Genomic DNA, 23,284 nt, shown 5'->3' with positions numbered 1-23,284 from the left:
ATCGTATGCGAAGACTACCCATATACTTCCTGATTGACGTTTCTGAGTCAATGGTAGGAGAACCTATTTCACAAGTCGAAGAAGGGATTTCGACCATCATACAGGCATTGAAAACAGATCCTACTGCGATCGAAACTGTATGGATCTCTATCATTGTATTTGCAGGCAAAGCAAAAACCATTCTTCCATTGCAGGATATTATCAGTTTTTATCCGCCTAAATATCCCATCGGCAGCGGCACTTCGCTGACTAACGGTTTGCGACACCTCATGAACGAACTGGATGGCAACGTGAAGAAAACGACTGCTACTTCAAAAGGCGACTGGAAGCCGATCGTATTCCTCTTCACCGATGGGGTACCCACTGATCATACAGATACTGTGATCAGTGAATGGAAACAACGATGGCAACGCGCTGCCAATCTCGTCGCTGTATCTTTTGGCAGCGAAGCAAATGCCGGGATCTTAGGCCAACTGACGGAACATGTATTATTCTTCAGGAACGCGAACATCGACTCCTACAAATATTTTTTCAAATGGATCACGGCATCTATCACTACCAGCAGTGTCAATATTGAAAACAACGGCACGGGATTAGAACTGGAGAAGATCGACAATGACTGGTTGTCGAAAATAGATATCTCCAAAAGCGACCCGGTTGTGCAGCTCGTGGATGATAACTTTGTGGTGTTGCTGGCGAAATGCCAGACATCCCACCGTCACTTTCTTATCAAATACAGGAAGAGCATTGGCAGCAATAACTGGGGTGGATTAAACCTTGATACCCGTTCTTATTTGCAGGTGGGCGCCTTTCCACTAAAGGATGATTATTTTGAACTATCAGACGGCGCAGGCAATCAGAAGATCAATACAGCTGAGTTGGTAGGTGCACCTGCCTGCCCCTGCTGCAGTAACCAGTTTGCGCTGGCACAATGTAGTTGTGGCCAGATTCACTGTATTGGTTATGAAGAAATGAATACCTGCCCCTGGTGTGGTAAAACATCCAGGTACATCGTAGTGGAAGAAGGAGGCGGATTTGATGTAAACCGTACACAGGGTTAGCTTATGGAACATACAATCGAGAACAGGATCAACGATATTCTCACCGCACCTATCACTATCCCCAACGGTAGTGTGAATAAGCCCTACAAAGCTGTCATTGATCCTGAACAATGGCACATGGGCGATGTAGTGTACCTCGAATGGAAAGGCCTGGAGGCCATTGGTCTGGCATACAACGCGGAAAGCAAAGCAATTGAAGGCACTCCCACCGTAAGCGGAGATGTGAAAATTCAATTACTCTTTAGTTTACCGGGTACCCCTGTTCATGTAAAGGTATTGAACCTGATTGTAAACCCGGATCCCCGAAGTTTATGGAAAGACACACCGGTCGATATAAATGATCCTTACTGGAAACCGGATGATGTAATAAAGTCGGGCACATTAGGTGACAGGCACATTGCAGTTGTTTCAAAACGCGGACGGTCACACAAAAACACCGGTGCCTTCAGGGACGATGATTGCGCATTCCATTCATTTGAAGAAAAAGGCTGGTCTGTAGTAGCAGTGGCAGATGGCGCCGGTAGCAGCCCCTTTTCAAGAAAGGGAGCAGAGATCGCCTGCAGGGAGACAATCGCATTCTTCAAACAATATTTTGCTGACAACAAAGAAAAAGAAATCGAACATGCAGCCCCTGACGATATGAATAGTATCGCTAAGCAACATATGTACCTTGTGGTAAAACATGTATCTGACAAAATAAAAGAAGAAGCAGCACGACATGCAGCCACACACCCGGGATTATTTACCGGCAGGCATACAACAGCCATCGAATACTATCATACAACATTCATTTTTGCAGCATTCAGGCGGTTCGATTTTGGGTATATGATCCTGACTTTTGGTGTAGGAGATTGCCCGATTATTCTGTTGAATAACGATCAGGTACAACTCCTGAACCGGCTGGATATAGGTGAATTTGGCGGAGGTACAAGATTTATCACACAACCTGACATCTTCGCTTCGAAAGAGATTCCCATAGAGTCTAGGTTCAACGTTACGATCACACAGGAGATGTCCTACCTGTTCCTGATGACCGATGGCATTTACGATCCTAAATTTGAAGTGGAAGTCAACCTGCGTAGCCTGGCACACTGGCGGCAATTTATGGAAGATCTAAACGGGAATAATGAAGCGAAAGTAATAGTAGATTTTAAGCAACCTGCCAATGAGGTAGCGAATCAACTTGCTCACTGGATGGACTTCTGGAGTCCCGGCAACCATGATGACCGAACACTGGCAATAATATATTAAGCGATGACTGTAAAAGTAGTGCACTCTATAATTCATCCCGGAAAGACCTATCAGTATGTAGATGATGGCGAACCTATGAAAGGCGGGATGAAAGATGTATTTTTCAGTCCCGACAAATCGTACGTGGTAGCTATTTACAGAACAACACCTGATAATAACGCCAAAGAAAGACTTCGAAAGATCGTCACACAATACTTCGACAGCTTCTTTAACAAGGAAGGTGGCAGCTACTATAAAGCGCTGTATAGCTGGCCGGTGGATGTAGTAGAGACGGACCACAAAACAGGCATCATAGTACCGGTTTACAATGATAATTTCTTCTTCAAAAAGGGGTATGCAAACAATGACCTGCTCAAAGGCCGGGAAAAAGAAGGAAAATGGTTTGCCAGTGCCAGGTTCAGGTCACCCAAATCAAGAACAAAACTGGCTGATTCAGAACTGGGTGACTGGCTGAGCTACTTCCAGGTAGGCGTCAATATTGCCCGGGGCGTAAAGCGTCTACACGCCGCAGGGCTGGCGCATTCTGACCTGTCATACAAAAATGTACTGATCGACCCGGTAAGTAAAACTGCTGCTATCATAGATATTGATGGTCTGGTGGTGCCCAACTTATATCCACCGGATGTGTTAGGCACGGCGGATTTTATTGCCCCTGAAGTACTTGCAACAAAGCACCTGGACAAAAACGACCCGGCCCGTAAACTCCCCAACCGGCTCACAGACCTGCATGCATTGGCAGTATTGATCTATATGTACCTCTTTTACAGGCATCCCTTAAGAGGTGGCAATTATTTCGGTCCCCTTGAATCCGAGCAGGAAGAAGAGCTACTGATGGGCGAAAAGGCATTGTTCATAGAACATCCTACAGATAGCAGCAACCGTAACTTTGCCAGGGAATATGGTGATAATATGGCCATTTATCACCCGTGGACGGACCTCGCAAAAACACCCTATACTATTGCCGGTCCTTATCTGAAAGAGCTTTTTGATCAGGCATTCATAACGGGCCTCCACGATCCCTTACAGCGCCCTACTGCGGATGCATGGGAACAGGCATTGATCAAAACCAATGACCTGAAATTAAGGTGCGCAAATGATAACTGTAGCCAGAAGTGGTTTATTTACAATAATACAAAGCATACCTGTTGTCCGTTTTGTGGCACGCAGTACAACGCCAGTATACCCGTACTGGATTTGTACTATCAGTTTAAACCTAATGTATGGAAGCCGGATAATTTAAGATTGGTTATCTACCATCATACAACATTACATTACTGGCATGCAAACAGGCATATCATGAGAAATGAGCGCCTGGCAGACGGCCTGAAAGATAGAGTGGGATACTTCTCGTATCATAATGGACAATGGTTATTTGTGAATGAGAAATTGACCAGTGCGAAAGACATTACCAGGGGAGTAGAGATTGAAATTGGTGCAGCAGTGGTATTGGAAGATGGGAATAAATTACTATTATCTAAAGAAGAAGGTGGTCGTATAGTGACGATCACCTTCGCAAATAAACCTGGCGGCAGTTAAAAAGTGCCATTTCTTCATCTCTGGTTCAATGCTTTTATACATGCAGACACAGCATCCGCATATCGCTGGCACTCCCTTTTACATCAATGCCCGGTAAAAGGCAGATACACCCCAAAGTAGTGACTACTTCATCCTGTTCAATCCATTCATCACGCCTGCAATCTCCTTCATCACCCGCCGGGTCTTGTCCACATTCCCCTCAGCCTCTGCAAAAGCATTCTTCAGCACAAGCAGGCTGTCCATTATACTCGCTGAACAGGTACCATACTTCTCTAAAATTGTAAAAACTTCCTCCAGTTGCGGAGCTGCATAACTATGAATCTTGAATGTATAGGGCGGATCAAGAAAGTACAATTTGATCTCCGCCATCCGCACGGTGTCCGTATTATTCATTTTCATAGTACAAAGGTACGATAAATAAAAAAACTGGCAGGAATCAACCTGCCAGTTTAGTACTATTCATATTGTGCGAACAATATGTCTATGTGTTAAAAAATTTCTTTTATAGTCAGTTTTTCATGGATTTAACAGATGTGGAAGATAAAAAAGCGGGTTAGGAGATAAAGTTGGCGCAATCCTGATCTAAAATTATCGCATAGTCACAATCTTAATATATCTGCTGCCATATACCCGGATAGTCTACAACATACCCGTCCTTATCGACAATTAACTCAGAGATATAACCTGAGTCTTCATTTTCATACTTGTAAATCTGACTACCCTTGTTCAGATAACGCTGTTTCACTGTTTTAACCACCCCGTTCCTGACGTCTACATACACCACTTTGATGTCCTGTCCCTCACCTTTCGTGAGTTGCAGCCGGTTGATGGGTAATGAATTTGTAAAAGGAGTAAAAGAGATATCTACATCTATGCAACCATCGAAGGCTGCCAGATGCTCTCCCTTTTCATTCATCCACTGCTGCAATTCGTTCTTATGCAACGAAATGGTGTAGTTCTGCTCAGACATTACTTCAATGAATACAGTCTGTGCCTCCCAACGTGGATTGAGTGTCAGCGTATAATTTACCTGCCACGGCTTCTCATAGCCTTCGCCGGTAATATATCCTTTGACGGTAGTCATTTCTTCCTTTTCAATACTGACGAATTCAGTCAGATTCATCATACTGTTTTTCCAAACTTTTATCTTTTGCATATCTTAATTTATGAATTTTAATCCTTCTCTTCAAATAGAAAGGCAAAAAATTAACGCCAACATAATCGCAGAACAATAGATTAATTTTGATAACAATATATTTCGTGTACATATATACTACAGTACGATGGAGAGGTCAGCATATGCACGGTAACTGCTGATAATTGTACAGGTGGAGGGATGTGCCGCCAAAATACAACTTGCTGTATCTTCAACAGGCATGCCGGTCATCCATGTAAACAAAACGATCAACAGCCGATCGCATTCCGGAAATAAGTGCATAATCAAATCTACTTACTACCCTCCAGGTGAGCTGTGATATATAGGAAAAAAAGCGATACGCATATCCAATGCGTAGCACCCCTTGTACTTTTATCGTAACTTCGAAGTCATGGGAACACAAATCACCTGTCCTAACTGCAGGCACCAGTTTGTCATGGAGGATGCATTTGCAGCAGATATTGAAAAAGAGATGCGCGGTAAAATGGAAACTGAATGGCGCAAACGTGTGGATGCATTACAAAATGAAAAGAACCAACTGGCACAGATCCGCCAGCAGGTAGAGCAACAAAAGCAATCACAACAGGAAGAACTGACGAGATTACTTGAATCAGAAAAGAGTAAACTGCAGGCTTCCCTATCTGAGAATATCCGTAAGAGCGTATCCGCCACTTATGAAAACCAGTTGCAACTACTGCAGCAGGCCAACTCCGAACAGGAAGAAAAGCTGAAAGAGGCCCGGCGCCAGGAGCTGGAGTTCCTGCGCAAGGAACAGGAATTACTGGCCAAAGAACAGGAAATCGAAATCGCCATCCAGAAAAAACTGCTGGAAGAACGGAACCTGCTCACCGAAAAGATCCGCCGGGAAGAGGCGGAGCGCAACCAGCTGAAAGACCATGAGCACCAGTTAAAACTGGCTGAAATGGCCAAACAACTGGAAGACCAGCGCAAGTTAGCCGAAGAAATGCGTCGTAAAGCAGAACAGGGTTCTACCCAGTTACAAGGGGAAATCCAGGAACTGGTCCTGGAAGAATTGTTGAAAGGTGCCTTTCCTTTTGATGAGGTCATGGAAGTAGGCAAGGGTGTAAGAGGTGCTGACTGTATTCAGCTGATCAGGAACCAGTTTGGTCAGGAATGCGGCAAAATCATCTATGAAAGCAAGCGTACCAAAGACTTTGCCAGGGACTGGCTGGAAAAACTGAAAGCAGATATGCGTAGCCAGGGGGCGGATATTGCCATCCTTGTTACCCAGGCGATGCCAAAGGATATGGAACGCTTTGGAGAAAAAGAGGGCGTATGGATCTGTACCTTTGCAGAGGTAAGAGCACTGGCACATGTACTGAGAGAAGGTATTATCAAGGTGGCAGGTGCACTCAAGACCCAGGAAAACAGGGGCGATAAAGTGCATATGCTCTATGGCTACCTCACCAGTGGTGAATTTGCGGAACAGTGGAAAGCGATCCGTGAAGGATTTATGGCCATGAAGATCTCCATACAGAAGGAAAAAGATGCGATGGAGAAAATCTGGAAGGCCAGGGAAAAACAACTGGAAAAGGTGCTGTTGAATGCCGCGCATATCAAAGGCTCCATCGAGGGTATTGCCGGTACAGATTCTGTGGATCTGAAATTATTGGAAGATGCCGCAGATGCCATGCTGGACTAAGCAGCCAGCTTACAAAATACTCAGTTAACAATAAAAGCGCTTTTGCCTTACGGCGAAAGCGCTTTTTTCATGAAACGAACTGATTCCACAAGTGTTACATAAAAGTGTAGCTTTTCTGCTACAGTATTTCTCATTCCTTTTACTCACATTTTTTAGTAAACTCAGCCGGATCCTGGCAAAATAAATCATATCATCATATGATAACATTAAGATAATCAATAAGTTAATTTTAATACTACATTAACAATTGATGAGTGAACTTTGGATAACATTTTGGTGTTAAAATCGTTGTATTAGAAGTGATAAAACTGTTTGGCATATTTCATGTTGTAAAAAGTGTAATACCACTAAAAAAACTAACTACATTACAATCAGTTTATTTTCGTTGAAATTCGTGAACAGTACAGAGGGCAATTTTTTTACTTTCATATTTTTGAATAATAGATAATAATTTAGGATATTGGTGATTGAGTATTATTGGATTAGCAAAACCGTATCATATTATTATTCCGTATGTAATAATGCGTTGGTCTGCTAACTAATTTGTGAGTAATTCTTGCCAGCGTTCTTTAATTGAAAAATCACCCACTTAGTTGAAAAATGAAATGTGTCTTATTACTATGTAATAAAGGATAGAGATATACGTGTGGGTGAACAAAAAAATGGATTTTCGCATATTCTATAAAAAACCAAAGTATGAGAGGGCTGCTATTTTTAGCAGCCCTGATTATTTAGGGAAACCCGTTGAGTAAGCCTCCTGTATATTACCTTCGGCATCTTTATAAATGAACCCTGCTTCCAGTTGCAATGCCGGGTGGCGTTTTATAAAATCGAACGCACGTGTCACGCCCATCAGGATAAGTGCATTGTCAAAACCGTCCGCTGTGATAGCATCTTTTGCGACGACGGTGACACTAATGATATTATTGTGAATGGCTTCACCACTTCGCGGATCTATTGTGTGAGCAAATCTTTTTCCCCCTGAATCAAAAAAGCGGCGATAATTACCGCTGGTAGTCACCGCGCGGTTCTCTAATGGGATGATGCGCTGATCTTCTCCTTCTATACCTACCGTCCAATATTGCTGATGTGCATTCCGGCCACGGGCACAAAGCTCCCCTCCTACATCCACCAGGTAGTCCGTGATACCTTTGCTATACAGGAACCGACCTATTACATCGGTCGTATAGCCCTGCGCAATACCGTTGCAATCAATCGTTACTTTTGATTTGGTACGAAAAAGCTCCCGGCCTTTTACTTTTAGATATTTAGATCCGATATAAGCAAGAATGGTATGGAGTGTATCGCTGGAAGGGATCTTTCTTTCTACCGGCCTGTTTACGCCAAATCCCCATGCATCCACCAGTGGCTTGACGGTGATATCAAAGGCGCCGGCGGTCATCCTGCTGATCTCCAGCGACCTGGTAATCACGGCCTGCATGTGTGCATCCATCTGTACATGCCCTTTTTCGTTGAACTGGTTGATCAGGGAGTTGGGTTGGTACAAAGAAAGGGATTGGTCAATACTGGCAAAAATCGAGTCAATCTCTGGCTGCAGGGAGCTGGTATCAGCCGCGATGTATTTAATGACATAGTAAGTCCCCTGCGCTTTGCCCTCCAGCACCGTCTGGGCGAAGGCTGTCAAAGGCAGGAATAAGAACAATAATAATAACCGCATATCAATGAAAAGCATCCAGTCCGGTGATGTCCTGACCTGTGATCAATAAGTGAATTTCGTGGGTACCCTCGTACGTAATCACGCTTTCGAGGTTCATCATGTGTCGCATGACCGGGAACTCCCCGGTGATGCCCATTCCTCCCAGTATCTGCCGGGCGTCACGGGCTATTTTAGTGGCGATGTCGCAGGAGTTACGTTTGGCCATGGAAATCTGGGCGGGGGTCGCCTTACCTTCATTCTTCAGCACACCCAGTCGCCAGTTCATCAGCTGCGCTTTGGTGATCTCGGTGATCATTTCAGCCAGCTTCTTTTGCGTGAGCTGAAAGCCCCCGATAGGACGTCCGAATTGCTCTCTTTCTTTGGCATAACGAAGTGCAGTATCATAGCAATCCATTGCGGCACCGATCACGCCCCAGGCAATGCCGTAACGGGCGGAAGACAGGCAACTCAGCGGGCCTTTGAGTCCTTTGGCCCCTGGCAGTATATTATCTTTCGGTATCCTGACATTGTCAAAAACGAGTTCGCCGGTGGCGCTGGCCCGGAGGCTCCACTTCCCTTTTGTTTCAGGTGTGGTGAACCCTTCCATGCCTCTTTCTACGATAATCCCTCTTATAATTCCCGCTTCGTCTTTGGCCCATACAACAGCGATCTGTGCAAAAGGAGCATTGGAGATCCACATTTTTGCACCATTCAGGATCACGTGATCTCCATCTTCCCTGAAATGGGTGACCATTCCGGAAGGATTGGATCCGAAGTCAGGTTCGGTAAGGCCAAAGCAACCCATCCATTCGCCAGTAGCTAGTTTGGGCAGGTATTTTCTTTTCTGTTCTTCACTGCCAAAGGTAAAAATGGGATACATGACAAGAGAACCCTGTACAGAGGCGGTGGAGCGAACACCGCTATCTCCTCTTTCCAGTTCCTGCATCATGAGACCATAGGCAATGTGATCCATGCCGCCACCACCATACTCCTGTGGGATAGTAGGACCAAAACAGCCGAGTTCACCCAGTCCCGGAAGTATCTGGGATGGAAAGGTAGCTTGCTGGCAGGCGTCTTCAATAATGGGCGAGATTTCTTTTTTAACCCATTGTCTGACAGCGTCGCGCACCATGAGGTGTTCGGAGGTAAGGAGGTCGTCTATCCGGAAGTAGTCGGGGGATTGAAACAAGTCTTTCAGCATGTGGAACAGGTTAGATAAGAAGTCAATTTAATGAAAATATGCGAAAAATCCGGTCAGCCATTGGTTGGCCGGATTTTTCGAAGGGGTGCATAAAAAAACACCGCCAGTGAGCGGTGTTTTTATGCTTGATTCATGAAAGCCATCAGTAAACTAAAAAGTAACAGGGGATCTAAAATAATCCGGCTTACCTGGCAGCAGGTGCCACGTCCAGATATTCTGCCATCTCCTGCTGTAAAGCCTGTGCAGCGATCCTGGCATCCTGTGCGAAATCCTCTCCATTACCTGCATAAATAATAGAGCGGCTGGCATTCACCAGCAATCCGCAATCTTTATTCATGGCAACGGCAGATATCTCCTGCAGGTTACCGCCCTGTGCTCCTACCCCGGGTACCAGGAAGAAATGATCCGGTACCAATTGACGGATATAGGCCAGCTGCGCACTCTGGGTGGCACCAATCACGAACATCATATTGTCCGGGGTGCCCCAGCTCATACCTGCTTTCAGCACCTTCTCATACAGCATTTCATCTCCGCTCTGTGTAAGCTGGAAATCCTGGCTGCCTTCGTTGGAAGTAAGACCCAGCATAATGGTCCACTTCTCATGGAAAGAGAGGAAGGGCTGTACACTGTCGCGACCCATATAAGGCGCAACAGTCACGGCGTCGAAATTATATGTGTCAAAGAATGTCTTGGCATACTGTGTAGAGGTATTACCTATATCTCCGCGTTTGGCATCGGCGATGGTAAAGTGTGTGCTGGGGATGTACTCCACTGTGCGTTGCAGCGACTCCCAGCCACGGATACCCATACATTCGTAAAAGGCAGTATTGATCTTGTAAGACACGCAAAGATCCTTAGTGGCATCGATAATAGCCTTGTTAAAAGCAAATACCGGGTCTGCATGTGAAAGCAAGTGACGGGGAATCTTCGTGATGTCGGTGTCTAACCCAACACACAGATAAGATTGCCTCTCCTTGATCAGATTCACCAGTTCGTGTCGGTTCATATAAATACTTATTTGGGGCGCAAAGGTAAGTAAAACTTAATCAATGCGGGCGTGATGAGTGATATTATACAATTTTATTATGACTATATAGCAGTAAACTCCCTCTCGTGAAAGTTAAAGTTCTGGTAAATTTTTTAAAAAATGAAAAGAACCTTTAATGGGTCGTGCTATGTTTTGGTTAACTATATGTTCAATGCGCTTCAGCCAAAGGTCTGCAGGGTCAACAGGCAATTTTAATGATTAAATATCCCGGTAGGTCAGCGATAGGTAAAATACAGGACTAATAGTACACTAATAGGTCATTATAAGGGCACTAAAAGGACACTTCAATATCCCGGGGATATTGAGGTGATATATTGGTGCCCTTTTAGTGCCCTTATAATGAACTGTAGGTTATGGAGAAGAAGTATCGTTTCGCTATGGAAAACAGGAAGGAATTACCGGAAAAAATGGAGGGAAGTACCCGTAACAAGTTGTTTTACCCCAAAACTGGCTCGAACAGCCGGCATTCAGCCGGGTAAGCACAAACAGCCCAGGGGCGCCTACCGTTTATCAAGAAGATTTTTGATTTTTTAAATAATGTTCCTACCTTTTCTATCCACGTTTCATGGAAGGATATATGAAAAACTCCCCCAGCTGGCTAATATGCCTTTTTTTATTCATTTGTTTGCAATCGGTTGCACAAACCCGGCTGCCCACATTAGGTGTTACGACCACTTATAGAAACGACTCCCTGTTATACACCGCCGGATTTGACTATATTGAAGGCAGCGTTGGTAAACTCCTTTCTCCTGACATTCCGGAAGACACCTTCCAGGTATTCCTCAGAGACCGGCAAAAGATGCGATGCTCGTTCAACACCTGCAATGGCTTCATTCCCGCCGAAATACCTATCGTAGGCCCGCAGGCCGATGAACAGAAAATCCTGACATATGTAGATAAAGTAATGCAGCGGGCTAAAAAAGCAGGCGTGAAAACCATCGTGCTTGGCAGTGGCAATGCCCGTAAACTTCCTGAAGGCTGGACTCCTGAAAAGGAAAACCCTCACTTCGTCATGATCTGCCGGAAGATTGCAACGACAGCGGCTAAATACGACGTGACCATTGCCATCGAAAACCTGAACAGTACAGAAACGAATTATATCAATACACTGGCCGATGCAAATGCTATCGTGACAGCTGTGAATCATCCGAATTTTAAACTCACGGCAGACATTTACCACATGCTGAAGGAAAATGAACCTGCTGCAAACATTGTAAAAGCTAAAAAGAACCTGGTCCACTGCCACATTGCAGAGAGAGAAAAACGGACTGCACCCGGTGTAGCCGGTGATGAAGTGAGACCTTATATTGCAGCACTGGCAGACATCCATTACCAGGGAGGTATTTCTGTAGAAAGCCGCTGGGATCCTATGGACGTACAGGCTGCGCCAGCACACCATTATTTACATCAACTCATCCTTGAACTGTATCATTAAAAATTCTAATCCAATGAAATCACGTCGTGAATTCCTGAAGCAATCCCTGCTGGCCGGTGCAGGTGTTTCTATCACAGCCATGGGCATGCCAGCCAGTAGTTATGCCCGCATTCTGGGGGCCAATGACAGGGTAAATATAGGATTGGTCGGATTTTCTGATCGTGCACGTCAAACACTCCTGCCCTGCTTCTTTAACAACAACAAAGAACTGAATTTTGATATCATCGCTGTATCGGATATCTGGAAACGACGCAGAGAAGAAGGGAAAGCTTTTATCGCTCAAAAAGCAGGACATGATATTCAGGCATGTGTCAACAATGATGAACTGTATAAGATCAAAGATCTCGATGCTGTGATCATTGCCACTGCCGATTTTCAACATGCTTACCACACGATTGAAGCCGTAGGACAGAAGAAAGACGTGTACTGCGAAAAACCATTTGCAGAAACGATGGATGATGCCCGTAAAGCATTGAAGGCCGTGAAAGATTCCGGCAAGATTTTCCAGGTGGGTACGCAACGTCGTAGTGGCGATAGCTACCACGCTGCCAACAACTTCATCAAAGAAGGAAAATTTGGTCCTATTACCATGGTTGAAATGACCTGGAATGTAAACCAGCCTGGTCGCTGGCGTCGCCCGGATTTAGTAAAAGAGATCAGGGAGCAGGACACTGACTGGACCCGTTTCCTGGCTGGCCGACCAAAGGATAGCTGGGATCCGAGGAAGTACCTGGAATATCGCCTTTTCTGGCCTTACTCTTCTGGTATTTTCGGCCAGTGGATGACGCACCAGATCGATACGGTGCATTGGTTTACAGGGCTGAAACATCCACGCAGTGCAGTGGCAAACGGCGGTATTTATATGTGGAAAGATGGGCGTAAAAATGCAGATACCATCACGGCTGTATTTGATTACGGCCCTGACAATGATCCTACTTCAGGGTTCCAGGTACAGTATAGCTCCCGTTTCTCCAATTCAGCAGGTGGCGTGAAGGAAATGTATTACTCTAACGGTGGTACGATTGATATCGATAAGAATAAGATCTCTCCTACCGGGGGGCTGACTGAACACGAAGCAAAAGAAATGGGCATGCATGCGAACCTGCTGCCTGAAATGACGTTGAGCAGCAACAGCACAGGTGTGGCCACCGGTGCTAATATGGGTGGTGATCCACTGACAAATGCACATGTACGTAACTGGATGGAGAGTGTGCGGAGCAGAAAGCAGGGAAATGCACCGATTGAGGCTGCTTATTCACATTCCATTGCGCTGATTATGGCCAATGCGGCATATAGAACAGGAATGAAGGCGACGTTTGACGAGAACAAACAGGATGTAATAGTAGGTGGCAAGCCATTTATTATATAGTCAGTTTTAACAGCACAAAAAAAGCTTCCACCTTCGGCGGAAGCTTTTTTTGTGCCCATTGGCCTGTAGCCGGCCTACATGCAATATGCTTATACAAATACTTCTACAATCTTCGTAGGCGCTACATTCGCATTTCTCATCGCAATGCTCCTCGCTGCCGTACTTGCAAATCCCATAAACGCCAGCTTGGTCGCATCCTCCCCGCTCAGCATCGCCGGTACACCTTCATCTCCACCTTCACGAATACTCTGTACAATCGGAATCTGGCCCAGGAATGGTATTTCCAGGTCCTCTGCCAGGCGCTTACCGCCATCTTTACCAAAGATGTAATATTTGTTGTCAGGCAGCTCAGCCGGTGTGAAATATGACATGTTTTCCACCAGCCCGATGATCGGAACATTGATCTGTGGACCATTGAACATGGCAATTCCCTTTTTGGCATCCGCCAGTGCCACATCCTGCGGCGTAGTCACAATAACAGCGCCTGTAACCGGTACAGTCTGTACCAGGGTCAGGTGGATATCGCCGGTGCCGGGAGGCATGTCAATTACAAGATAATCCAGCTCACCCCAGTATACATCGGTGATGAATTGCTTGAGGGCGCTGCTGGCCATAGGACCACGCCATACTACCGCCTGCTTCTCATCGATCAGTAAACCGATGGACATCAGCTTGATACCATGCTTCTCCAGAGGAACGATCATGCCCTTTCCTTCTACATTCACCATCATAGGACGGTGACCACGAACTCCAAACATAATAGGTACTGAAGGTCCGTAAATATCTGCATCCATCAGCCCTACTTTGGCTCCGCCTTCACTCAGGGCGAGGGCCAGGTTGGCCGCTACAGTGGACTTACCTACGCCTCCCTTCCCGGAAGCCACCACGATGATGTTTTTCACCTCCGGCAGCAGGCTCTTTCCATCCTTACGGTTGGAATTAACGTTGGCAGTCATATTTACATGCACTTCAGCATCTTTGCTAACCAGGTGATGGACAGCATTGATACAGGCATTTCTGATCAGATCTTTCAATGGACAGGCAGGGGTCGTAAGCACAACGGTGAACGTCACTTTATTCCCATCTATCTCTATGTCTTTCACCATGTTAAGCGTTACCAGGTCCTTCCCCAGATCAGGCTCTTCCACATTGCTCAAAGCCTTTAAAATCTGTTCCGTAGTGATCATAAATAGTTGTTAATTTTAATTCGAGGCTGTAAAGTTAACCTAATTGCTAGTTACTTTGTCAGCGCTGTCCATAGTTTTTGTCAATTGCTTCCGTTCATCCATCTATATGTACAGGAAAAAATTCCTATGGCTTGTGTTTAATTCAAATCATTTATCTTAGAGGCGGCATGCATAAGAAGATTTCCTACATACTGTTTTCACTTTTGTTCCTACCTTTTCTGCTGAAAGCTCAGTTAACGCAGTTCAAGGATAGCATCATCCAGATTTCCGGTATTACCATGACCGCCGATAGTTTGAGAGCGGTGCCTGCAGTCAGCATTCTCATTAAAGGACAGAACAGGGGTACCATCTCCAACTCCCAGGGGGTGTTTTCCATCGTTGCGTTTAAAGGTGATACACTGACTTTCTCAGCAATTGGCTATAAGAAAAAGGAATTTAAGATTCCCACCACCCTGCCAGGTAACGCTTATTCCCTGTTGCAGCTGATGGTAGATGATACGACTTACCTGCCGGTGACGATCATTAAACCCTATCCTTCCAGGGAGGAGTTTGAAAAGGCATTTGTAAGTATGGATATTCCTGACGACCAGTATGAACTGGCCAGAAAGAATACGGAAGAGGCGAAAATGAGGGCAATTTCGAGATATGTGCCACCAGATGCGGCCGAGGCAACAAATATGTACTTCAACAGGCAGGCGCAGAACCTGTACTACGCAGGACAGTTACCGCCGCAGAATATTATGAACCCCCTGGCATGGGCCCAGTTTATACAGGCATGGAAGCGAGGGGATTTCAAGAGTAAGAATAACAACCAATACGGATACGGATATTAAAAAGAAGAACCCTCCGGCTTACGCCGGAGGGTTCTTCTTTTTTGCCTTAAATTTGGCCAAATTCAATTCCATGTTCTCATCAAAAAATATTGCCGTGATCGGCGCCGGCACCATGGGTAATGGCATCGCACACGTTTTTGCCCAAAACAATTTTACCGTTACCCTTATCGATGTATCTGCACCCGCCCTGGAACGCGCCCTGCAAACGATCGACAAAAACCTGGACAGACAGGTTGCAAAAGAAACTATCTCTGTCGGTCAAAAGGCACAAACCTTACAAAATATTACCACCTCTACCGACCTGGCTACCGGTGTTAAAAATGCCGACCTCATCGTGGAAGCTGCCACTGAAAACACTTCCCTGAAACTGAAAATATTCCAGGACCTGGATCAGCATGCCCAGCCAACGGCGATCCTCGCCACCAATACCTCTTCGATTTCTATCACGAAGATCGCTGCTGCCACCAAACGCCCCGGCAAAGTGATCGGCATGCACTTCATGAATCCTGTGCCTGTAATGAAACTGGTGGAGATCATCAATGGCTACGCCACCGAGAAAAGTGTGACCGAAACCATCGTTGCTCTCTCTGAACAGCTGGGCAAAGTGCCTTGCGTAGTGAACGACTATCCGGGTTTTATTGCTAACAGGATCTTAATGCCCATGATCAATGAAGCCATCAGTTCATTGTACGAAGGCGTAGCAGGGGTAGCTGAAATTGATACTGTTATGAAACTGGGAATGGCACATCCCATGGGGCCTTTACAGTTAGCCGATTTTATCGGGCTGGATGTATGCCTCTCCATCCTGAGAGTGCTGCAGGACGGATTTGGCAATCCTAAATATGCCCCTTGTCCGCTACTGGTGAATATGGTCACAGCAGGTTACCTGGGGGTGAAAAGCGGGGAAGGATTTTACAAATATGAAAAGGGAAGCAAAGACCTGATCGTCAGCGATCGTTTTAAATAAAGCTTTTAAAAAAATAAAGAAGGCGTTATGCCTTCTTTATTTCTAATCCATGAATATCTTTTAATTTTAACAACGCCAGCTCCTCCACAGCTTTCGGAATCCCGATATCCATACTACAGAACAGCTGCAGCTCCTGTGCGTATACGGTACAGTTCTGCTGCTTTACGATGATCATGATATCATTCAGGATCGTGTAATCAAAAGTCAGATGATACTTTGCCTCAACATTTTTCTGTACCGCCGGAATGACCTGCAGCACCATAGATGCAGACATCTTGTAGGCATTGATCAATCCCGGCGCACCTAACAATGTACCACCAAAGTAACGTACTACGACGACTAACGTATCTGTCAGTCCCTTGCTGTCAATCTGCCCCAGTATTGGTTTGCCGGCAGTGCCGGAAGGTTCTCCGTCGTCGCTGGCGCGAAACTGTAATCCATCTGTACCCAGCCTGTAAGCAAAACAATGATGGGTAGCTTTGGGGTGCTCTTTTTTCACGTCCTGCAGGCATTCCTTCACCTGCTCTACCGACTTCACCGGCCATGCATAAGCCAGGAACTTACTGCCCCGGTCCTTAAATTCAGCCGTTGCTGATTTTTCTATAGTAAAATAAACGTCCATGCCTGATTGTTAAGGGGTATAATTGATCAAAAGCAGGTTGTTCTGCTTCAGATCCGTCTTGACGCGCACATACTTCCTGATCCTGCCTGCAGTGATCTTCATCACGGCAGTGTTGGGAGGAATACTCCCCAAATTGTCTGCCAGTAATATCATCCGGTTTTCGCCCGGTTGGAGTGTAACGGCTAATTTTTGTTTACGCTTTAATACCGGGAATCCGCTCACGACAATCTTATCGTTCAGGCGGATGGAAATACTGTCCCCATCTTCAGCAGCATCATCCCAAAGCTCCAGTTCCACCTCTCCTGTGTTCACGGTGATCTGGTCCAGCAGGCTGTTACGCCTTTCCGTTACCCTGTTATCCACCGGGGTAGCCGGTATTTGTTGCCGGGGATTTGCTTTTCTATATACCTGCGCTACCAGGAAAGTAGCATAGAAATTCGATTTGTCCCGGAAATCGTAGATCGCTGCTACACTATCCGTCCTGATCTTAAAAGAACCGGTGTTGGGGGGAAGTCTGCCGTAGTTATCAGCAAAGAATCCCAATATATTCATGCCCGTGTCCAGCTTCACCTGGAAGAGGGAGCCGCCGGGACTTATATATTCTTTGTTCAGGAGGGTCTTGCCATTGTGTACAAAGGTGACAGTGTCCTTATCGTCTACATCTTCATCTCTGATGAAAATGGGAATAATGGAATCAGACACAGTGATCTTATCATACACACCGAAGTAAACGGAATCACCTTCAGGATGTACCATGCGTTGGGTATCGGGACTTTTCCAGGCTATGTTATCCTTCTTCTTTAATAAGATAGGTTTCTTTGACAGCATTTCACGGAGGTAGTCTTTCATTGTACCATAAATCTCATCATCATCATACAATCCCTGCATGTACAATTCAAAGGAGTTAATCCACATGCGATCTACAGTGATGCCATTAGGTGTAAGATTCAGGGTACCATTGAGGTACAGCATCCAGGCACCGATCCTGAATGGCTTTTCAGAGATGGGGTATTTATTTCTGCCGATGCCAAGTTCGTGATCGTTCTTTTTGCACAACAATACTTCGTACGATGCGGAAAAAGTGCGGTAGTCAATTCTGAGCAACGCCGGATACAACATTTTGTTGGTAGGTTCGCTGATCTGCAGTTCCATCGTAATTTTGGAAGAGCCAGTGGGGGTATAGTCCATATGCCAGGTACCGGTCCATTTATCTTCCTGGCCCACTGCCTGCAGTGAACAAAGAATGAATAACCATATGCATATCGGAGCCCTGAATTTATACATGTTATTGTTCCCTGTGGTAAATAAAAATATGATCGCCCAATAGTGATGTTTCAGCAGTTAACTTAGCATTTGTAAGCCTGGGTGCAGACAATCCTCCCGGCAGCGTGATCGCCCCTCTGATCACACGTGCTTCATCCCAGAGACCGGCTTCAATAAAGCGATGAAGGGTACCGGCACCTCCTTCTACAATTACACTGAGCACGCGTTGCTCATGTAGTTCCTGCATCAGTTGTGCCAGTGTCTGGCCGCTAAAGAAAAAGGTCGGCTGACTACCATCGTACAGGTGATGGGTATGGGGTACCTTCTGCTGCGGGTCGATCACAATTCTCAGGGGATCTTTGCCAGTCCACAACCTGTTATTGAGCCGGGGATTATCCATTACTGCTGTACCGCTGCCAACGAGGATGCTACTTTCCTCACTGCGCCAGCGATGTACGAGCCTGTCAGTATATTGATTGGAAATACGCACAGGATGCCCATCCTCACTTCCCATATATCCAGCCTGGCACTGGGCCCACTTCAATATGATGTAAGGACGTTTTTGTTCATGAAAAGTAAAAAACCGGCTGTTCAATTCCCTGCATGCTGCTTCCAGGATACCGGTCCGCACGGTGATACCAGCGTTTTCCAGGATACGGATGCCTTTGCCGGATACAGCACTGAAGGTATCGACACAACCGATCACCACTTCAGGTATCTTTTCGGCTACGATCAGGTTAGCACAGGGAGGAGTTTTGCCGTAATGCGCACAGGGTTCCAGGCTCACATAGATCGTGGCCGCCGGAATCAGGTGGCGGTCTGCTTCCTTCACGGAATTGATACAATTTACCTCGGCATGGGCCTGCCCGTATACCTCATGGTATCCTTCTCCGATTATCCTGCCTTCGTGTACCAGCACCGCGCCTACCATAGGGTTCGGGGCTACAGACCCCGCTCCCAGGGTAGCCAGCTGTATACAACGTGACATGAAAAATTCATCATTCCGGCGGTCCATGATTGTGTTTGTATCTTTAATTTGCCTGGGAAAATATCATCCTGAATAACAGGAAGATCATCCTCCACAGTGTTCGTATCTTTAATTTCACCTGCAAAAATATCATCCTGAATTACAGGAAGATCATCCTCCACAGTATTCGCATCTTTAATTTCACCTGCAAAAATATCAACCTGAATTGCAGGAAGACCATCTTTCACAGTGTTTGTATCTTTACTTTTGCCTGCAAAAATATCGTTTACGCAGGGATTTTCCCTTTTTTATACCAGCGCTTATGACCATTCAGGCCGCATTTATACAGATCATCTCCGTCCTAACCCCCATCCATGGCGACCGGGAGGCTGCCAGTATTGCTCACATATTAATGGAGCATATTACCGGCTGGGGCAAAATGGACAGGATTGTTTATAAAGATAAAGAATTGACTGAGGATCAGCATGTTCAGTTTGAGAATGCCTTGCAGGCTATGCTTCGGCATGAACCGGTACAATATGTAACGGGCACGGCGTGGTTTTATGGGATGGAACTCAGGGTCACCCCGGATGTATTGATTCCCAGACCCGAAACGGAGGAACTGGCAGAATGGATCATAGCAGATGTGAAGAAGGCAGGTACACAACCAAGGGTCCTGGATATAGGCACCGGCAGTGGGGCCATCCCGCTGGCGATTAAACAACATCTGCCCCAGGCAGAGGTAAGTGCGATTGATATCAGTGCAGGGGCATTGGGTATAGCGCAGGAAAATGCCGAAAAACTGTCATTAGCGGTGAATTTTTCACTGGTGGATGTGTTGGATGAGGGAGCCACGGCAGCATTGGGAGAATTTGATATTATCGTAAGTAATCCACCCTATATCTGTGAGCAGGAGCGTGCAGGTATGCAGGAGCAGGTAGTGAGTTATGAGCCGGGTATTGCGCTGTTTGTACCCGATAATGATCCTTTGCGGTTCTACCGGAGAATAGGGTTGCTGGCACAGGAGAAGTTGGCCGCAGGCGGGGCGCTGTATTTTGAAATCAATGAGGCATATGGGCCACAAACGGTGAGTTTGCTGGAACAGCAGGGGTATCACCCGGTCCTATTAAGGCAGGACCTGTTTGGGAAGGATAGGATGGTGAAAGCGGTGAAACTTTAACACTTTAATTTTTAAACCCTGGTTGTTAACGATGGTCTTTATAACAGCAGTCTGTCATCTGCATGCGAACTAACTTTTTTTATTGCTGCTTAATTTCTTATTACTTCTCAATGGGCAAAAAAAGAACGGCTCCGGAACTGATGCAGTTCGGAGCCGTTTAAGTTTCGTCTTCTTATTGTCGTTAGACTGACCGGGTAAAATCTCCAGATCTGCCGGGAGTAAAAAGTATCCTTACTTTGTTTCCGGCGGCTTGCTGGTCGCCAGTACTACCCTGGCGCCTATTTCACGTGCTATTTCCATGATAGATACAACATCTTCTACCGGTACAGACTTTTCCGCGTTGACCACAATAGTAGGATCTACTTCTTTGGAATCGCGGGCAATAGATGCCGCAAGCATCTGCTTGAGACTTCCAAAGGCCACCTTGTTGGTACCTACAAAGAATTCCCTTTTATCATTAATGCTGACAACCACGGTCTGTTTAGACTTGGTATTGCTCTTCGCTTTTGGCAAAGTCAGCTTGATTACGTTTGGATTAGCCAGCGTAGATACGATCAGGAAGAAGAGCAGCAGAATGAACAAGATGTCATTCAGCGCACCGCTGTGCATCTCCACGTGATTTTTATTTCTTCTGTTGCGTAAGTTCATAAGCTTGATTATCTGGTTGGCTCCTGTAAAATATCAATAAACTCAGCAGAAGCAGCTTCCATTTTATTGATAGTCTTGTCTATCTGCGCATTCAGGAAACTGTAGCCGATATACGCCACCAGACCGATAATCAGACCCGTCGCAGAAGTGATCATCTTCACATAGATACCACCGGCGATGGTGCCAAGCGTGATATCGGAGGTGATAGATATGTTGAAGAAGGTCTGGATCATACCGGCGATGGTACCAAGAAACCCGAACATAGGAGCGATACCGGAGATAATGGAGAGGATCACAAGGTTCTTTTCCATTTTATAAATTTCCAGTTTACCTACATTTTCCATGGACTTTTCAATGCTCTCGATAGGCTTACCTATACGCTGTATGCCTTTGTCGATCATACGGGCAATAGGGCTGTTGGTGTTCTTTGACAAAGAACGGGCAGCCTGTATATTACCATTGGAGATATGATCACGGATCATTGGCATAAAGTTATCTTCCAGTTTGCCCGCTTTGGAAATGGTAAGGTACCTTTCTACGAAGGAGAAAACGGCGATAATGGAAAGAATCCCGAGAGGGATCATGAGGACGCCCCCCTTCACCAGCAGGTCTAATAACCTGATATGCTGATCGGCAGCGGCGGCGGTACTTACGCCGGCGGCCACTGTATCGGCCTTTGGCGTTAATAAGGAATCCTGGAGTAATGTTACTAATCCTAAGAGCATGAATAAAAATTTAACCTTGCAAAAGTATTACATCAAATGCAACAAGCAGGGAAAGATACCAATATTATGTAAACATTTAACGTATATGTCCTTAAAATATTATCCCCATCTATCATAAGAAGGTTGTGTAACCCCTCCGTTAGTAATGAGTTGGCTATGTAAACCCTTTATCAGCGATTTCTATGCCAGATGTAAATAAGCCCTGGTTAATCTTCTCTGGAAGGAATTTATCACATCTACGCCTTCTCCTCCCATACCTGTGCAAGGTGTACAATCGTCTGCACCGCCTTTTGCATATCCTGTATGCTTACATATTCAGACTTACCATGCAGCGCCATTTCGCCTGTAAAGATATTCGGACAGGGTAATCCCATAAAAGAAAGACGGGAGCCATCTGTTCCACCACGGATAATCATTTTCAGCGGCGCTACCCCTGCCCTGCTGATGGCCTCTTCAGCATAGGCAGTGACCTCCGGATGCAGGTTCAATACTTCTTTCATGTTGCGGTACTGCTCTGTCACAGTGAGTTTCGCACTCGCTGCAGGATATTTCGCCATCACCGTATCCAGTATATGCTGCAGGAAAGCTGCGTGGTCTTTGAGTTTGGCCGTCACGAAGTCGCGGAGAATAAAATCGATCTCGGCATGTTCTACGATACCGCTTACTCTCACCGGGTGAATGAACCCCTGCCGGTCTTCCGTCGTTTCAGGTGAAAGGCTGTCTTTAGGCAATGCCTCCACTATTTCTGCCGCTATCTTGATAGCACTCACCAGTTTATCCTTTGCAGTACCCGGGTGTACACTCACCCCTTCGATCACGATTTTAGCGGCATCTGCACTGAAACTTTCATCTTCCAGTGAGCCCAGCTCACCGCCATCCATGGTGTAACCAAACCGGGCACCGAGTTTAGTCATGTCCAGTTTTTCCACGCCACGACCCACTTCTTCGTCAGGCGTGAAAAGTATACGAATCTTACCGTGCCTGATGTCGGGATGTGTGATCAGGAAATAGGCTGCGTCCATAATTTCCGCAACGCCTGCTTTGTCATCAGCACCTAACAAGGTATTGCCGGCAGCAGTGATAATGTCATCCCCTTTCTTGGAAGCAAGGTATGGGTGAAGTGCGGCTTTGATCACCGTATTATCTTCCGGCAGCTCGATATCTCCTCCGTCATATTGCATGTGGATAATGGGCTTTACACCTGTACCACTGCAATCACTGCTGGTATCCATGTGTGAGCAGAAACAAATAACAGGAACGTCTTTAGTAGTATTAGCAGGGATGGTGGCGAATACATAGCCATGTTCATCCATTTCAGCATCAGCGATCCCGATCTCCTGCAGTTCCTTTACGAGCAGGCGACCAAGGTCTTTCTGTTTTTCTGTAGAAGGAAAACTTTTACTCAGCGGATCTGACTGGGTGTCTATCTGGACGTAGCGCAGGAAGCGCTCAGTAACGGTGTATTTGTAATTATTGAACATAGTGCAAACGTAAGAAATATGGGGAAAAGAGAAA

The 23,284-nt window shown here is 45.8% G+C and carries 23 protein-coding genes; 9 read left to right on the top strand and 14 right to left on the bottom strand.

The genetic code is table 11. The annotated features are described in order from the left end of the window. Window positions 1-5 precede the first annotated feature (5 nt). Genes ABDW33_RS12390 through ABDW33_RS12380 form a run of 3 tightly spaced genes read left to right on the top strand, consistent with a single transcriptional unit; the run spans window position 6 to window position 3,848 of the window. Entirely contained in the window at window positions 6-1,061 is a 1,056-nt protein-coding gene (locus ABDW33_RS12390) for a TerY-C metal binding domain-containing protein (RefSeq protein ID WP_343690382.1), read from the top strand. A 3-nt stretch (window positions 1,062-1,064) separates the two neighbouring features. Continuing rightward, window positions 1,065-2,312 carry a PP2C family serine/threonine-protein phosphatase gene (locus tag ABDW33_RS12385; protein WP_343690381.1) on the top strand — a complete coding sequence of 416 codons (1,248 nt, stop codon included), beginning with the start codon at window positions 1,065-1,067 and terminating at the stop codon, window positions 2,310-2,312. 3 nt (window positions 2,313-2,315) lie between these two features. After that, window positions 2,316-3,848: a kinase gene (locus ABDW33_RS12380; protein WP_343690380.1), complete on the top strand. Its 1,533-nt coding sequence runs from the start codon at window positions 2,316-2,318 to the stop codon at window positions 3,846-3,848. A gap of 123 nt (window positions 3,849-3,971) precedes the next feature. Here ABDW33_RS12380 and ABDW33_RS12375 read toward each other — a convergent pair whose 3' ends face one another. From ABDW33_RS12375 to ABDW33_RS12365, 3 genes are all read right to left on the bottom strand, one after another. After that, window positions 3,972-4,247, bottom strand: coding sequence for a hypothetical protein (locus ABDW33_RS12375; RefSeq protein WP_343690379.1), 276 nt, complete (start codon window positions 4,245-4,247; stop codon window positions 3,972-3,974). 208 nt (window positions 4,248-4,455) lie between these two features. Further along, window positions 4,456-5,004 (bottom strand): putative glycolipid-binding domain-containing protein, encoded by a 549-nt coding sequence (locus ABDW33_RS12370; RefSeq protein WP_343690378.1) that lies wholly within the window; start codon window positions 5,002-5,004, stop codon window positions 4,456-4,458. A gap of 117 nt (window positions 5,005-5,121) precedes the next feature. Further along, complete coding sequence (locus tag ABDW33_RS12365; RefSeq protein ID WP_343690377.1) at window positions 5,122-5,286, bottom strand: hypothetical protein; 165 nt, start codon at window positions 5,284-5,286, stop codon at window positions 5,122-5,124. Window positions 5,287-5,395: 109 nt separating this feature from the next. Between ABDW33_RS12365 and ABDW33_RS12360 the strand changes: the two genes are divergently transcribed. Further along, entirely contained in the window at window positions 5,396-6,667 is a 1,272-nt protein-coding gene (locus ABDW33_RS12360) for a DUF2130 domain-containing protein (RefSeq protein WP_343690376.1), read from the top strand. Between the two features lie 727 nt (window positions 6,668-7,394). Here ABDW33_RS12360 and ABDW33_RS12355 read toward each other — a convergent pair. The 3 genes from ABDW33_RS12355 to pyrF all read right to left on the bottom strand — a co-directional run bounded on the left by ABDW33_RS12355 (window position 7,395) and on the right by pyrF (window position 10,531). Beyond that, window positions 7,395-8,345, bottom strand: coding sequence for an FAD:protein FMN transferase (locus ABDW33_RS12355; RefSeq protein ID WP_343690375.1), 951 nt, complete (start codon window positions 8,343-8,345; stop codon window positions 7,395-7,397). Between the two features lies 1 nt (window position 8,346). Beyond that, on the bottom strand, window positions 8,347-9,525 hold the full coding sequence (locus ABDW33_RS12350; protein ID WP_343690374.1) for an acyl-CoA dehydrogenase family protein: 1,179 nt from the start codon (window positions 9,523-9,525) through the stop codon (window positions 8,347-8,349). 184 nt (window positions 9,526-9,709) lie between these two features. After that, window positions 9,710-10,531: an orotidine-5'-phosphate decarboxylase gene (gene pyrF, locus ABDW33_RS12345; RefSeq protein WP_343690373.1), complete on the bottom strand. Its 822-nt coding sequence runs from the start codon at window positions 10,529-10,531 to the stop codon at window positions 9,710-9,712. A gap of 667 nt (window positions 10,532-11,198) precedes the next feature. On the opposite strand from pyrF, the gene ABDW33_RS12340 reads away from it, so the two are divergent. Together ABDW33_RS12340 and ABDW33_RS12335 are read left to right on the top strand one after the other, a co-directional pair. Then, on the top strand, window positions 11,199-12,008 hold the full coding sequence (locus ABDW33_RS12340; RefSeq protein WP_343690372.1) for a sugar phosphate isomerase/epimerase family protein: 810 nt from the start codon (window positions 11,199-11,201) through the stop codon (window positions 12,006-12,008). A gap of 13 nt (window positions 12,009-12,021) precedes the next feature. Next, entirely contained in the window at window positions 12,022-13,377 is a 1,356-nt protein-coding gene (locus ABDW33_RS12335; RefSeq protein WP_343690371.1) for a Gfo/Idh/MocA family oxidoreductase, read from the top strand. An 89-nt stretch (window positions 13,378-13,466) separates the two neighbouring features. Here ABDW33_RS12335 and ABDW33_RS12330 read toward each other — a convergent pair whose 3' ends face one another. Beyond that, on the bottom strand, window positions 13,467-14,564 hold the full coding sequence (locus ABDW33_RS12330; protein WP_343690370.1) for an Mrp/NBP35 family ATP-binding protein: 1,098 nt from the start codon (window positions 14,562-14,564) through the stop codon (window positions 13,467-13,469). A gap of 167 nt (window positions 14,565-14,731) precedes the next feature. On the opposite strand from ABDW33_RS12330, the gene ABDW33_RS12325 reads away from it, so the two are divergent. Then, on the top strand, window positions 14,732-15,397 hold the full coding sequence (locus ABDW33_RS12325) for a carboxypeptidase-like regulatory domain-containing protein (RefSeq protein WP_343690369.1): 666 nt from the start codon (window positions 14,732-14,734) through the stop codon (window positions 15,395-15,397). A 70-nt stretch (window positions 15,398-15,467) separates the two neighbouring features. Beyond that, entirely contained in the window at window positions 15,468-16,364 is an 897-nt protein-coding gene (locus ABDW33_RS12320) for a 3-hydroxybutyryl-CoA dehydrogenase (RefSeq protein ID WP_343690368.1), read from the top strand. A 25-nt stretch (window positions 16,365-16,389) separates the two neighbouring features. Here ABDW33_RS12320 and ABDW33_RS12315 read toward each other — a convergent pair whose 3' ends face one another. Genes ABDW33_RS12315 through ABDW33_RS12300 form a run of 4 tightly spaced genes read right to left on the bottom strand, consistent with a single transcriptional unit; the run spans window position 16,390 to window position 19,464 of the window. Further along, entirely contained in the window at window positions 16,390-16,986 is a 597-nt protein-coding gene (locus ABDW33_RS12315) for a YigZ family protein (protein ID WP_343690367.1), read from the bottom strand. Between the two features lie 9 nt (window positions 16,987-16,995). Then, complete coding sequence (locus ABDW33_RS12310) at window positions 16,996-18,270, bottom strand: hypothetical protein (RefSeq protein ID WP_343690366.1); 1,275 nt, start codon at window positions 18,268-18,270, stop codon at window positions 16,996-16,998. A gap of 1 nt (window position 18,271) precedes the next feature. Further along, the gene (gene ribD / locus ABDW33_RS12305; protein ID WP_343690365.1) at window positions 18,272-19,237 is read right to left on the bottom strand and encodes a bifunctional diaminohydroxyphosphoribosylaminopyrimidine deaminase/5-amino-6-(5-phosphoribosylamino)uracil reductase RibD; all 966 of its coding nucleotides are present in this window, start codon (window positions 19,235-19,237) and stop codon (window positions 18,272-18,274) included. Next, complete coding sequence (locus ABDW33_RS12300) at window positions 19,192-19,464, bottom strand: hypothetical protein (protein ID WP_343690364.1); 273 nt, start codon at window positions 19,462-19,464, stop codon at window positions 19,192-19,194. The genes ribD and ABDW33_RS12300 overlap by 46 nt, the downstream gene beginning before the upstream one ends. A 74-nt stretch (window positions 19,465-19,538) precedes the next feature. Here ABDW33_RS12300 and prmC point away from each other — a divergent pair, with 74 nt between their 5' ends. After that, window positions 19,539-20,396: a peptide chain release factor N(5)-glutamine methyltransferase gene (gene prmC / locus ABDW33_RS12295; RefSeq protein ID WP_343690363.1), complete on the top strand. Its 858-nt coding sequence runs from the start codon at window positions 19,539-19,541 to the stop codon at window positions 20,394-20,396. Window positions 20,397-20,627: 231 nt separating this feature from the next. Here the strand turns inward: prmC and ABDW33_RS12290 are convergent, their stop codons facing one another. The 3 genes from ABDW33_RS12290 to pepT all read right to left on the bottom strand — a co-directional run bounded on the left by ABDW33_RS12290 (window position 20,628) and on the right by pepT (window position 23,250). After that, window positions 20,628-21,044, bottom strand: coding sequence for a biopolymer transporter ExbD (locus ABDW33_RS12290; RefSeq protein ID WP_343690362.1), 417 nt, complete (start codon window positions 21,042-21,044; stop codon window positions 20,628-20,630). Between the two features lie 8 nt (window positions 21,045-21,052). After that, window positions 21,053-21,769: a MotA/TolQ/ExbB proton channel family protein gene (locus tag ABDW33_RS12285; RefSeq protein ID WP_343690361.1), complete on the bottom strand. Its 717-nt coding sequence runs from the start codon at window positions 21,767-21,769 to the stop codon at window positions 21,053-21,055. 236 nt (window positions 21,770-22,005) lie between these two features. Beyond that, the gene (pepT, locus tag ABDW33_RS12280; protein ID WP_343690360.1) at window positions 22,006-23,250 is read right to left on the bottom strand and encodes a peptidase T; all 1,245 of its coding nucleotides are present in this window, start codon (window positions 23,248-23,250) and stop codon (window positions 22,006-22,008) included. Window positions 23,251-23,284 lie beyond the last annotated feature (34 nt).

The organism is Chitinophaga sp. (genome assembly GCF_039596155.1).
Taxonomy (GTDB): domain Bacteria; phylum Bacteroidota; class Bacteroidia; order Chitinophagales; family Chitinophagaceae; genus Chitinophaga.
This window is presented reverse-complemented; position numbering and strand designations above follow the sequence as displayed.